This window comes from Oerskovia sp. 140933, assembly GCF_059651515.1.
Genome location: NZ_JAMXIO010000010.1, coordinates 39,965 through 52,622, shown reverse-complemented (window position 1 = coordinate 52,622; position 12,658 = coordinate 39,965). Strand labels below are relative to the sequence as shown.

The window sequence follows — 12,658 nt, the reverse complement described above, 5'->3', positions numbered from 1 at the left end:
TCGGTGACCTCATTCAAGCGCAGGAGCGGGGTGGACGTGAGGTGGGACGGCAGCGGCCCCGCCCACCGCCGGGAGATTCCCGGGGTGGACGGGGCCGTGGCCACCGTGGAACGGCTCAGTGGTCCCAGAACACCGAGCACGCGCCGACGATGGAGTCACCGGCGAGGTCGACCGTCCGCATGAGGTCGACAGAGCGGACCAGTGCCCACCAGACACGGGGTGAGTCGACCCACCGCGACCGGACGTCCCCGTAGATCGCGGAGCTCGCGGCCGGGGCCGTGTCGGCGGCCAGGGCGAGGAGGTCCCCGTCGAGGGCGAGGGACGTCGCGTCGGACGCCCCCTCGACGCCGTTCATGACGTCGAAGTAGGCCGTGCAGACGGCCTCGTCCGTGCTCGCCGGAGGCTCGGCCGGTGTCCCGCCGTCGACCACCTGGAGGGTGAAGGTCGGCGTGCCGCCGGAGTCGTCGAGGGTCACGGAGTAGGTGCCGACCAGTCGGGCGAACGACTGGCCGTCCTCCGGGTGGTCCATGAACTTCTTCCCGCCGCGGACGATCAGCGCCCAGCCGTCGTCGCTGGTCGCGCGGGACCGCTCCCCGATGTCGTCGTCGGGGGTGACGGTGATCGTCAGCTCACCGTCAGGTCCCTCCCCGACCGGGTAGGACGCCTCGTCGACGAAGAGGTCGACGGCGGCTGGAGCGCCCGCCGCCGCGGCCTCCCGCAGCGCCTCGAAGACGGGCGAGGTGTCCGCGTACAGGACGTCCCGGACGACGACCGGTGCGGGCTCGGGCGTGACCGTGAGCGGGACCGGGGCGCCGACGAGCCACCCGTCGAACAGGGTCCCGGTCGTCTGGGCGCCCCAGGTCCCGTCCTGGCCCAGGGCCGAGTAGCCCGTGAGCGGGAGGCGGTGCAGCGCGAAGACCTCGTAGTCGCCCGCGGGGAGCGGGGTGGGGGTGCCGGCCGGGTCGCACGCCGCGACCGCTGCGACGCCGACCTCCCAGGAGGCCGAGGAGCCCGCTGCGGGGGTCGCCTCGCCCGTGCTCTGCGCGGCGGGCAGCGAGGAGCTGACGATCACGCCGTCCTGGGCGACCACGTAGGCGCCGGTGGCCGAGTCGACGTAGCGCAGGCGTGCGTCGCCGTCGAAGGTCAGGACGACCGGTGCGACCGCCGAGGTGGCGGTCCGCACCGTGAGGTCCGGCACCCCGACGGTCAGGTGGGCGGGGAGGTCGTCGCCCGTCGGTGCCGGGGCAGGCTGCCGGCACGCGAGGGCCGCGTCCGTGATGCCCGGGGGGAACGTCGGGGTCTCGTCCGGCGCGACCGGCGTCTCGGAGGGCTTCGGCGCCGGCGCGGGCGACTCCGCCGGGGCGACGGGAGCGGGCTGCGTGACCTGGGGCAGCGAGAAGGCCGCGATGCCGAGCGCGCTGACGACGCACGCCGTGGTCGCCCCGAGGGCGGCCTTCTTCGCGGCCCGACGGCGGTGCGTGCGCCGCCGGACGACGTCGAGGTGGGTGCCGATCCCGGAGAGGGACGCGTCGTCGACCAGGTCGCGCAGCGCGCGCCCGATGCCGTCCTCGTGGTTCGCGGGGCCGTTGTCGGTGGTGCTCACTTCGGGTTCCTCCCGTTCGCCGTGCTCGGTGATGCCTCGACGGGGCGCGTCGAGGAGAGATCCGGTGCGACGACCGTGGTCGTGCGCGGTGCGGGGACCGGGGCCGCGGCGACCGGAGGCGTCGCCCCGAGAGTCCGCTGCATGACGACCATCGCGTCGGACAGGTGTCGCTTGACGGTCCCCTCGGCGCACCCGAGGTCCTCGGCGATGCGTGGGACCGTCTGGTCCTCGTAGTAGCGGAGCACGACGCACGCGCGCTGGCGAGGCGTCAGCCCCGCGAGCGCCCTGGCGGTGTCCGCACGGGCGGAGGCCGGCGACTCCGGCCCGGGCACGGAGTCGCTCCGCGCGACGACGTGCCGCAGCCCGAGCCAGTGCCGCCGTCGCCGGTAGCCGTCGAGGTAGAGCGTGAGGATCGTCCTACGCACGTACGCCTCGAGGTGCGTGACGGTGGGACCGTCGTGCCCTGCGGCGTCCTCGAGCGCGAAGAGGCGGGTCCCGCTCCCGGTCGCGACGGACGTGCTCTGCCGTGCCGCTGCCGGGCCCCTCCCGCGCAGCCTCGAGAACACCTTGACGAGTGCGTCCTGCACCACGTCCTCCGCGTCACGCCTGTTCCCGCACAGCAGGTAGGCGTACTCCACGAGCGCCGTCCCGCGCTGTGTCGTCAGCGCGGCGAGCTCGTCTTCCCAGTCGGCCACCGTTCCCCCTTCGTTCCTTCGCCCGACCGCCCGTGGTGGGCGGTGTCACTGATCATGACGGTCGGCGTCGTCGGATCGTTGGGGGTGAAGTCGGACGTGCCTCGTCGCGCCGTCCTGCCCGTCGCGTGACCCATGCCACACATGGCTAGACTCGGGCGCATCCTCCGGGGGTGCCGGGGGCCAGCCGGTGACCCCGGTCCAGCAGTCGTCAAGGAGGACGGATGCTCACGCTCAGCTCCACCAGTCTCACGATCGTCGCGGTGATCGGGGCCATAGGCCTCGCTGCGCTCGTCTTCGCGTTCGTCCTCAGACGCCAGGTCCTGGCCGCCCCGGAGGGCACCGCGAAGATGCAGGACATCGCCCAGGCCATCCAGGAAGGGGCGTCGGCCTACCTCAACCGGCAGTTCCGGACCCTGGCCCTGTTCGCGGTGATCGTGTTCGGACTGCTGTTCCTCCTGCCCGGCGACGCCGGGATCAAGGTCGGCCGGTCGGTCGCGTTCCTCGTCGGTGCCGGGTTCTCGGCGTGCATCGGCTACCTGGGCATGTGGCTCGCGGTGCGCGCCAACGTGCGCGTCGCGGCGGCTGCGACCCGGCCAGGCGGCCGGGCGGAGGGCGCGCGCGTCGCCTTCCGCACCGGGGGCGTGGTGGGGATGTCCGTCGTGGGTTTAGGCCTGCTCGGTGCGGCCGGCGTGGTGCTGCTGTACCGAGGGGACGCTCCGGCTGTGCTCGAGGGGTTCGGGTTCGGGGCTGCACTGCTCGCGATGTTCATGCGCGTCGGAGGCGGGATCTTCACCAAGGCGGCGGACGTCGGTGCGGACCTGGTGGGCAAGGTCGAGCAGGGGATCCCCGAGGATGACCCGCGCAACGCGGCGACCATCGCGGACAACGTCGGGGACAACGTGGGGGACTGCGCGGGCATGGCCGCGGACCTCTTCGAGTCGTACGCCGTCATGCTCGTCGCGGCCCTCATCCTGGGCAAGGCCGCCATGGGGGAGCAGGGGCTCGTCTTCCCGCTGATCGTCACGGCGATCGGTGCGTTCGTCGCGGTGCTGGGCGTGTTCATCACGCGCGTGCGCGGCGACGAGAACGGTCTGCGGTCCATCTACCGCGGCTTCTACCTCTCGGCGCTCCTGGGCGCGGTCCTCGCGGGCGTCGCGGCGTTCGTGTACCTGCCGTCGTCGTTCTCCGAGCTGTCGGGCACGGCGGACCTGGGCGACGTCACGAGCGACCCGCGCGTGGTCGCGGCGCTCGCGGTCCTCATCGGCGTGGTCCTGGCGGGCGTCATCCTGTGGGTCACGGGCTACTTCACGGGCACGACGTCGAAGCCCACCCTCCATGTCGCGGCCACCTCGCGCACGGGTGCGGCCACGGTCGTCCTGTCCGGGATCGGGGTCGGGTTCGAGTCCGCGGTGTACACCGCGGGCATCATCGCGGCGGCGATCTGCGGCGTCTTCCTCATCGCGGGCGGGTCGGTCTGGCTGTCGTTGTTCCTCATCGCGCTCGCGGGCTGCGGGCTGCTGACGACCGTGGGCGTGATCGTCGCGATGGACACGTTCGGCCCGGTGTCGGACAACGCGCAGGGCATCTACGAGATGTCCGTCGGGGAGGCGGGCGACGGAAACCCGGAGGCCGCGCAGATCCTCACGGACCTCGACGCCGTGGGCAACACGACCAAGGCCATCACCAAGGGCATCGCGATCGCGACCGCGGTCCTCGCCGCGACCGCGCTGTTCGGGTCCTACGCGGACGCGGTGGGCGGTGCGCTCGCCGACATCACCGACCCGGGCACGGGCTTCGTCGTGTCGATGCTCGAGTACTCGATCATCTCGCCCATCACGCTCGTCGGGGTCATCCTGGGGGCCGCGACGGTGTTCCTGTTCTCGGGCCTCGCGGTCGACGCCGTGACGCGTGCGGCCGGCGCGATCGTCTACGAGGTGCGCCGCCAGTTCCGCGAGCACCCCGGGATCATGACGTACGACGAGCGCCCCGAGTACGGCAAGGTCGTCGACATCTGCACGCGCGACTCGCTCCGCGAGCTCGCGACGCCCGGCCTGCTGGCCGCGTTCGCGCCCATCGCGGTGGGCTTCGGTCTGGGGGTGGGTCCGCTCGCGGGGTTCCTTGCGGGGGCCATCGGTGCGGGCGTGCTCATGGCGGTCTTCCTGGCGAACTCGGGCGGCGCGTGGGACAACGCGAAGAAGATCGTCGAGGACGGCGCGTACGGCGGCAAGGGGTCGCCCGCGCACGAGGCGACCATCGTGGGGGACACCGTGGGCGACCCGTTCAAGGACACGGCCGGCCCGGCGATCAACCCTCTGCTCAAGGTCATGAACCTGGTCGCGGTGCTCATCGCGCCCGCGGTCGTGGTCCTGAGCGTGCCCGAGGACGCCAACCACGTCCTGCGCATCGGCATCGCGGTGGTCGCGGCGGGCATCGCGTTCGGCGCGGTCATCCTGTCGAGGCTGCGCGCCGCGCGGGTGGACCGCGAGCAGATGGCGGAGGAGCCGCAGGCGGTGCGTGCGAGCTGAGGCTCGTGCGCCGGCGCGTCAGGAGCGGGCGGGGCGATCACCCGGCCCGCGCCTGACGCGCCGCTCACCGGCTCAGCCCAGCACCGGCCACGCCGTGCCCACCGCGAACGCCGCGACCACGACGGCGAGCGAGGTCGCGAGCAGCACGACGTCGCCCGCACCGAACGCCAGGTGCGCGAGGCGGATGCGGCGACCGGCGTCGTCGCGCCGCTCGGTCGTGAACCCCTTGGTCTCGAGGGCCTCGACCGTGGTCCGCGTCCGCTTGGCCGTGTTGAGCATGAGCGGGTAGAACGACTCGACGACGATGAGCGAGACCCGCCTCGCGGTGCGCCAGCCGAGCAGGCCGTGCCGGGTCGCGCGTGGTCCGCGCAGGCGGTGGCCGTCGACGATCGTGTGGAACTCGTCGATCAGCAGCGGCAGCATCCGGTAGCCGTAGCTGACCCCGAAGCCCAGCATCGCGGGGGCGTGCAGCGCGAGGAGGGCGTCGGAGAGCTTCTCGGGGTCGAGCGAGACGAACGCGGCCATGCTCACGAGCGAGACCGTGCCGAGCTTGAGCGTGATGACCGCGAGCCCGTGGATCGCGGTCGCGTCGCCCTGGAGGAACCAGACGAGCGCCAGCAGGTAGAGGCACTGCCCTGCGATCCCGAGCGCGAACACCCCGAGCAGGAGGGGCCCGATCCTCGCCGCGAGCGCGGTGCCCGCCGCGATCACGGACAGGATCGCGAGCACCGTGAGGTCGTACGTGAACCACGGGGCCAGCCCGCACAGGGCGTACCAGAAGAGCACCGCGCGGGGGTCGCGCCGGGCGAGGAACCCGCCGCGCGTCGCGTAGGCGACGCGCATGAGCTCGAGCTTGATCCACTCGAGCGAGAGCCGTTCGCCGTCGGCCCGGCGGAGCCGCGAGGACCGCCCGCGCCCGGCGCCGGTCGGAGGGGGAGCGTCGGTGCGTGGTGCCGAGCGCGGGGGGACCTCCGCGGACAGCGTGGTCGTGGCGCCGGTGCTGCTCACGAGAGCCTCCCGTCGGTACGTGCGGTCGTGTCGGGGGTCGTGGACCGCAGGGACAGCCGGGCCACGAGCTCGGGCACCGACAGCGGGACGGGCTCCAGCCCGAGGGCCGCCCCGAGCTGGACGACCTGTGGCGGGACGAGCCGGGCCTGGCGCAGGAGGTCCTGGCGCGAGAAGAGGGTCCGGGGATCGGTGTCGGCGATGACCCGACCCTGGTCGAGGACGATCACCCGGTCCGCCCACTCGGCGACCAGGTGCATGTCGTGGGTCGCGATCACGGTGCACCGGATGTGCGCCGCGAGCGCCGCGAGCATGTCGATCACGTCGTCGCGGCTGCGCAGGTCGAGGCTCGACGTGGGTTCGTCGAGCAGCAGCAGGCGGGGCCGCATCGCGAGCCCGACGGCGAGCGTCGCCCGCCGTTGCTGGCCGCCGGACAGCAGCCGCCCGTCCCGGTCGGCGAGCGAGGTCAGGTCGACGCGGTCGAGCACCTCGGTCACGAGGGACGCCGTGCCGGGCACCCGTCGTCCGGCGGGGTGCATCGCGACGTCTGCCCGGACGGAGTCCTTGAGGAACATCTCCTCGGGGCGCTGGCACAGGTAGCAGACCGTGTCGGCGAGCTCGGCGGCCGAGACGGTCCGGGTGTCGGTCCCGTCGACGCTCACGCTGCCCGCGTCGGGCACGTCGAGGCCGGACAGGAGCTTGAGGAGGGTCGACTTCCCGGCACCGTTCGAGCCCACGAGCGCCACGCGCTCGCCCTCGTGCAGGTCCAGGTCGAGCCCGTCGATCACGACCGACCGGGGACCGGCGAGCGTGCGGTAGGCACGGGTGACCCGCTCGACGCGGGCGATGACGGGGCCGCGGTGCACGGCCGTCGCGACCGGGGCGCTGGTGCTCGGGTCGTCGGCCACCAGGCCGTCTGCCCCGGCGCTGTCCGTCGCCGCGCCCCCGACCGGGCCCTGCCCCAGCCCCGTCGCCGCCGGGCCGGCGAGCCGCCGGTCCCGCAGCCACCCGATCGCCGCGGGGACGGTCGAGGGCACCGGGCCGTGCGGCTCGAACGCCCGGGCGACCGCGGTGACCTGCGGGACCGGGATGTTCGCGGCCTCGAGGTCCTCGGTCCGCGCCAGGGCCTCGGCCACGGGCAGGTGCCAGCGGGGGAGCCCGTCAGCCATGAGGACCACCGACCGGGCGTAGCGGGCCACGAACTCGGCGTGGTGCTCGACCACGACGATCGTGATGCCGAGCTCCCGGTTGAGCCGCGACAGGTGCTCGTAGATCTCCTGGGCGCGGTGCGGGTCCACCTCGGCCACGGGCTCGTCGACCACGAGCACCGAGGGGGTCAGCGCGATCGCCCCCGCGATGGCCGTGAGGTGCTGCTGGCCCCCTGAGAGCTGCCAGGTGAACCGGTCGGCCAGCGACGTGATGTCGAGGGTCTCGAGCGCGGTCGTGGTGCGTTCCTCCCAGTCGACCAGGCCGAAGTTCACGGGGGCGAACGAGACGTCGTCGCGCACCGTGGGGCGCACGAGCTGGTTGCCGAAGTCCTGGAAGACGTACCCGACGCTGTGCGAGAGCTCGGCGACCCCCACCTCTGCCGTGTCCTGGCCCAGGACGTGGACCGAGCCCGCGAGGTCGCCCGACCAGAAGTGCGGGACCAGGCCGTTGAACGTCTTGCACAGCGTGGTCTTGCCGGACCCGTTGCCGCCGACCACGGCGACGAAGTCGCCCGCCTCGATCCGCAGGTCGACCCCGCGCAGCGTGTCCTCCTCGGCGCCCGGGTAGCGGAACGTGAGCCCGCGGACCTCGATCGCCAGGGCCGGCGCGGGCATCAGGCCTCGCCCCGGTCCGCTGCCTGCTGCTGCGAGGACGGGGTGAGCGGTGCACCCGCGTCGCGGCGCCGTCGGGCACGCAGGACCGCGACCAGCACGCACGCCCCGGCGACCGCGAGCGCGGCCACCGTCAGCGCGACCCAGAGGTAGGCCGTGCCGTACTCGTCGACGAAGTCGGGCTGGAACGCGCCCAGCGTCATGAGGCCGCCCTCGCGGCCCACGAACTCCTCCCACTGCGAGACCACGCCGATCGCCACGGCCCCGAGCAGCGCCAGGACACCGATGAGCCAGAACGGCGTGCCGCGCGGCCCGACGAGCCGCGGCGGGTTCTGGGGGTCGCGCGGGCGCAGGCCCATGAGCGGCTCGATCTTCCCGTAGAGGCGCGGAGCGAGCCACAGGGCCGGCAGGGCGCCGAACAGGACGCCCGTGACGAGCAGCGCCATGACGAGCTCGATCGACTCGGACACCAGCACCGCCTGGAACAACCCGTTCGACTCCTCGAGCGTCTCCGGGTCGATCCCGATCCCGACCTTGGCGAGGTCGATGAGCCCCGAGGAGACCTTGTCGATCGAGACCAGGGCGAGCGCCGCCGCGACGAGCTGGCGACGGTTGCGCGGGTCGCGCACGATGCAGCCCGCGACGTAGATGCCCAGCAGGAGCTGGAGGAAGCCCTCGAGCTCGCCCAGGCCGCCGAAGTCGCCGAGCAGCATGTCGGAGAAGACCATCTCGCCGAGCGGTGCGCCGATCGCGACCCACAGCGGGCAGAACAGTGCGGCGAGGACCACGGGGATGAACGCGAAGTACGCGACCTCGAGCTCGAACGGGCCGACCTCGATGCTCGGCACGATCCCGGTGACGATGTCGGAGACCCCGAACAGCGTCATCGAGAGCACGAGGATCATGAGCTTCTGGGAGCTGCTGATGCCGTCCGGGTCGTGCAGGCGGCGGCGCAGGGCGCTCACGGGGGCCGCCCGCCTCCGGGAGGACGAGGGGGGCGGGGACTGACGGGCCGGGGCGGTGGAGCTCGCGGAGCCGTTCATGGTGTGCCTTCCTGGGGCGGTCGGTGCTGCGGTCGGTGCTGCGGTGGGTGACAGGTCGTGCGGTGAGGGGGAAGGGCCTGGGCTGCCGGGTCAGCGGCCGTGCCGCGCGGGCGCCGCAGGCACAGCGGGCGCCCACAGCGTCAGGAGGTCCCCGACCTCGGCGATCACGTGGTCGGGCCGGAGGGCGCCGTCGGCCGCGTCGAGGGTCGCGTCGCTGCTCGACCCGCCGCGCACGAGCACGACGGTCCCGACGCCCGCACCGCGCGCGGCCAGGACGTCACGGTGGGGCTTGTCCCCGACGAACCACGCGGACCGGGGGTCGGCGTCGAGCGCGGTCAGGGCCGTGCGGGCCGTGACCGGGTCGGGCTTGCGGTGGCCGAGCTCGTCCGAGTAGACGTGCACGCCCACGAGGTGGTCGATCCCGAACGCCTCGAGCTCGTCGCGGACCGCTCGTCCGCAGACCGTGTTGGACACGATCGCGACGGGGACCCCGCCGGCGCGCGCGGCCTCGAGCACGTCGCGCACCCCCGGGCGCAGGGTCGGCAGGCTCTTGGAGCGCGCGTACTCGAGGATCAGCGCGTACGCCTCGGCGCGCAGCCAGTCCTCGATCCCGTCCCCGAGGTGGGCGAGGGCCGGGCCGACCAGCTCGACCCAGAAGGTCGTCGCGTCGATCTCCTCGACGTCCTCGACGAACCCGGCTGCGGGGTCCGCGGGAGTGCCCGCGGCGGGTGCCCCCTCGTGCCGGTCCTTCCAGGCGCGGTGGCGCACGCGCGCCCCGGCCACGGCCTCGACCGCCTCCTCGGGTGAGAGCGTGTACCCCGCGACGGCGAGCCGCTGCGAGAGGTGACGGCCGAACGCGAGGCGCGCCGCGTCGTCGGGCACCGAGGTCACGACGACGCCGCCGTGGTCGAGCAGGAGCGCCGACGGGCGTCCCGCGGGCGCGGGCGCCGCGGGCCGTGCGCTCGGCGCGCGCGTCTCGGCCCCCGTCGCCCCCGCCGCGTCGAGGGTGCTGTCGAGGGTGCTGGTGGGCGCGACGGGCTCCGACGCCCGCAGCAGGTCACCGATGCCCTCGGGGGTGTCGAGCACGGCGTCGGCCGTGTCGGTCACGGGGTAGGGCGGGACGTCGCTGTGGTGGCGCGTGAGGATCACGGCCCCCACGCCGGCGCGACGTCCGGCGACGACGTCGCGGTCGAGCGTGTCGCCCACGTACCAGGTCCGCCCGGGCGTCGTCCCGAGCGCACGCGCGGCCATCGTGATGATGCCCGGGTGCGGCTTGCGGAGGCCGACCTCGTCCGAGTAGACCTGCACGCCGAACGCCTCGTCGAGGCCGTGCGCGGCCAGCAGCGTGCGGTGCGCGCGGCCCGAGTGGGCGTTGGACACGATCCCGACCGTGACGCCGAGCTCGGTCGCGGTCGCGAGCAGCTCGGGGATCCCGGGGCGCACGGAGTGCTCGCTCAGGGTCGCGGTCAGCCGCGCCAGGAGCGTGCCCGCGCTGCCCGCGAGGACCTCGCGCTCGGCCGGTGGGAGGGGGGAGGCGAGGAAGTCGTGCCAGATCGTCCGGTGGTCCAGCTCGAGCGGTGCGAGGCGGCGGCTCGACGCGTTCTTCCAGTCCTTGAGGGCCTTGACGCCCCCGCGCAGCACGGGCTCGAGCGACTCGGGTGAGCGACGGTGGCCCGCGCGGCCGAGCACCTCGCTGAGGTGGGCCGCGAGCTCGCCGTAGCCCTCGGGGCGCTTGGTCGTCTGGAAGATCACGCCGCCGAAGTCGAGGAGCAGCGCGTCGGGCCGCACGCCCAGGCCGGGCGACGGGCGTCGGTCCGTCCCGCCGACCTCGACGGTCGGGAGCGTGGGCAGGGGGGCGTCGGCCGGGGCGTCGGTTGCGGCGGAGGGGACGGCGGAGGCGCCGGCGAGGGGCACGGGGCGAGGCAGGTCGGTCGTGGTCACAGTGGGACCGTAGGTACGGGGAGCGACGGCCCGGCGTCCCCCGGGTGTCCGGCGGGCGAACGCCGACCGAACATATGGAACGTTCCAGACCAGGGCGGTCCGGAGGGGAGAATGGACCGGTGAACCCCCGCCCGACCCTCCTCGACGTCGCCGCCCACGCAGGCGTCTCCAAGTCGCTCGTCTCGCTCGCCCTGCGCGGCGACCCGGGCGTGAGCGAGCGCACGCGCGAACGCATCCGGCGTGCGGCCGACGACCTCGGCTACCGCTCCAACGCCCTCGCGCGCAGCCTCAAGCAGGGCCGCACGATGCTCCTCGGGGCCGTCCTGTCGAGCCTCGACAACCCGTACCACACCGAGATCGTCACGGGCGTCGAGGAGGCCGCCCGCGAGGCGGGCTTCTCGGTGCTCCTCGTCCACGGGTCCCGCGACCGTGGGCACCTCGCGGGCCACCTCGACACGCTGCTGAGCCTCAACGTCGACGGGCTCGTGGTGATCAGCTCCTGGCTCGAGGAGGAGCACCTGCGCGCCGCCGCCCGCCGCGCACCCGTCGTGATGGTCGGGCGACCGCTGGGCGCGGTCGACGGCGTCGACACCGTGACCAACGACGACGCGCGGGGCGCGGCGCTCGCGGTCGACCACCTCGTGGGCCTCGGGCGCTCGCGGATCGCGCACGTGAGCGGGAGCGCCCGCCCCGCGGGCCTCGCACGGAGGGCCGGGTACGAGGCCGCCATGCGGCGCCACGGCCTGACCGAGGAGATCCGTGTCGTCGGCCCCGGCGTGCCGGTCGCGGACCTGGTCGAGGACGGCTACCGGGGAGTGTTCGCGCGCAACGACGTCGAGGCGTTCGACCTCCTGGACCACGCGCACGACCGGGGCCTGTGCGTGCCGCAGGACCTCGCGGTCGTCGGGTACGACGACTCGGCGCTCGCCCGGCGGGCCCGCCCCCGCCTCACGAGCGTCCACCAGCCGCGGGGGCGCATGGGGGAGCTCGCGGTCGAGCTGCTGCTCGAACGGCTGGGCGGTCGGGGCGAGGACCGGCACGAGGTGCTCGCCCCGCGCCTCGTGGTGCGCGGGTCGACCGTGCCGGGAGAGTCCCCGTCGGAGCGGTGACCCGGAGGTCCTCGACGGAGGCTCAGCGCCAGTGCTCGAGCAGCCGCGCCGTGGTCTCCGTCGCCCGGTCGAGGACGTCCTCGGTCCCGTAGGACGCTGCGGACAGCAGGGACGCGTCGATGAAGTGCCCCAGGAGGTCGACGTCGGTGACGTGCTCGTAGCCGCTCGCCTCGAGGACCGTCCTCAGGGCGGCGAGGAGGCGGGGTCGAGACGCTCGCAGGATGGGGCGCAGCGCGGGGTCGCGCATGGCGGTGAGCATCGGGTCGAGGCGGACGTCGACGACCGAGTCGTCGACGGTGGGCGCGTAGAACGTCTCGATGAGCAGGCGGGCGGTCGTGGTCGTCCCGCGGTCCCGTCGCACGAGGGTCTCGGCACGCTCGGTCGCGGCCGTGCAGCGCAGGTCCTCGGCGGCCTCGACGGCGGCCTTGACGAGCGAGGAGCTCGACGGGAAGTAGTACGAGGCCGATCCCTGAGGCACGCCCGAGGCCCGGGCGACCCGCCGGTGCGTGACCGCGCCGAACCCCTCGGAGATGAGCAGCCTGGCGGCAGCGTTGATCATGGCGCGCTGCCGGTCGTTGCTGCGCGTCTGGACGGGGGTCCGTGCGTCGTTGCTGCGCGGCCGCGCGCCGGGCGCGACCCGCCCGACCGTCCGGGTGGGCGCCGGTGGGGCCGTCCCGCCGGGGGACGGGTCGTCGTCGATGCGTGATCGTCCTCGGTGCGGGTCCCCCTGTGTCGCGTCCACGTGACCATCCTAGGGAGAAAAGGCGCAATCCGGTACGGCAGCGCACCAGCAGTAATTGATACGCCCGTATGGTTATCAGCGAGGACCGGGGTCGGGCCCGCTGCCTCACGACTCGTGGCCCCCGATGGTCGAGGTCGTCTTCATGTCCGGCCTCATCGCGCTCGGCCGTCACGCA

At 73.9% G+C, this 12,658-nt stretch carries 9 protein-coding genes; 2 read left to right on the top strand and 7 right to left on the bottom strand.

Annotation, left to right across the window (positions count from 1 at the left end; genetic code table 11):
- Nucleotides 1-115: 115 nt before the first annotated feature.
- Both NHG27_RS07490 and NHG27_RS07485 read right to left on the bottom strand, forming a co-directional pair.
- Nucleotides 116-1,603 (bottom strand): hypothetical protein, encoded by a 1,488-nt coding sequence (locus NHG27_RS07490; RefSeq protein WP_497015554.1) that lies wholly within the window; start codon nt 1,601-1,603, stop codon nt 116-118.
- Complete coding sequence (locus tag NHG27_RS07485) at nt 1,600-2,298, bottom strand: sigma factor-like helix-turn-helix DNA-binding protein (protein WP_497015552.1); 699 nt, start codon at nt 2,296-2,298, stop codon at nt 1,600-1,602. Before NHG27_RS07485 ends, NHG27_RS07490 begins: the two co-directional genes overlap by 4 nt.
- Nucleotides 2,299-2,519: 221 nt before the next feature.
- On the opposite strand from NHG27_RS07485, the gene NHG27_RS07480 reads away from it, so the two are divergent.
- Nucleotides 2,520-4,823 carry a sodium-translocating pyrophosphatase gene (locus NHG27_RS07480; RefSeq protein WP_497015551.1) on the top strand — a complete coding sequence of 768 codons (2,304 nt, stop codon included), beginning with the start codon at nt 2,520-2,522 and terminating at the stop codon, nt 4,821-4,823.
- Between the two features lie 72 nt (nt 4,824-4,895).
- On the opposite strand, the gene NHG27_RS07475 is transcribed toward NHG27_RS07480, so the two are convergent.
- From NHG27_RS07475 to NHG27_RS07460, 4 genes are all read right to left on the bottom strand, one after another.
- Nucleotides 4,896-5,831, bottom strand: coding sequence for an energy-coupling factor transporter transmembrane component T family protein (locus NHG27_RS07475; RefSeq protein WP_497015549.1), 936 nt, complete (start codon nt 5,829-5,831; stop codon nt 4,896-4,898).
- Nucleotides 5,828-7,651 (bottom strand): ABC transporter ATP-binding protein, encoded by a 1,824-nt coding sequence (locus tag NHG27_RS07470; protein WP_497015547.1) that lies wholly within the window; start codon nt 7,649-7,651, stop codon nt 5,828-5,830. Before NHG27_RS07470 ends, NHG27_RS07475 begins: the two co-directional genes overlap by 4 nt.
- Nucleotides 7,651-8,613: a DUF8171 family membrane protein gene (locus tag NHG27_RS07465; RefSeq protein WP_497015546.1), complete on the bottom strand. Its 963-nt coding sequence runs from the start codon at nt 8,611-8,613 to the stop codon at nt 7,651-7,653. Before NHG27_RS07465 ends, NHG27_RS07470 begins: the two co-directional genes overlap by 1 nt.
- 168 nt (nt 8,614-8,781) lie before the next feature.
- Nucleotides 8,782-10,632 carry an HAD family hydrolase gene (locus NHG27_RS07460; RefSeq protein WP_497015545.1) on the bottom strand — a complete coding sequence of 617 codons (1,851 nt, stop codon included), beginning with the start codon at nt 10,630-10,632 and terminating at the stop codon, nt 8,782-8,784.
- Between the two features lie 119 nt (nt 10,633-10,751).
- Between NHG27_RS07460 and NHG27_RS07455 the strand changes: the two genes are divergently transcribed.
- Nucleotides 10,752-11,741, top strand: coding sequence for a LacI family DNA-binding transcriptional regulator (locus NHG27_RS07455; protein ID WP_321575177.1), 990 nt, complete (start codon nt 10,752-10,754; stop codon nt 11,739-11,741).
- 22 nt (nt 11,742-11,763) lie between these two features.
- Here NHG27_RS07455 and NHG27_RS07450 read toward each other — a convergent pair whose 3' ends face one another.
- Nucleotides 11,764-12,483, bottom strand: a complete 720-nt coding sequence (locus NHG27_RS07450; RefSeq protein WP_497015542.1) for a TetR/AcrR family transcriptional regulator — start codon at nt 12,481-12,483, stop codon at nt 11,764-11,766.
- Nucleotides 12,484-12,658 lie beyond the last annotated feature (175 nt).

Coding starts and splice junctions, on each gene's coding strand:
- NHG27_RS07480 (WP_497015551.1), top strand. CDS start 2,520: ATGCTCACGCTCAGCTCCACCAGTCTCACGATCGTCGCGGTGATCGGG.
- NHG27_RS07470 (WP_497015547.1), bottom strand. CDS start 7,651: ATGCCCGCGCCGGCCCTGGCGATCGAGGTCCGCGGGCTCACGTTCCGC.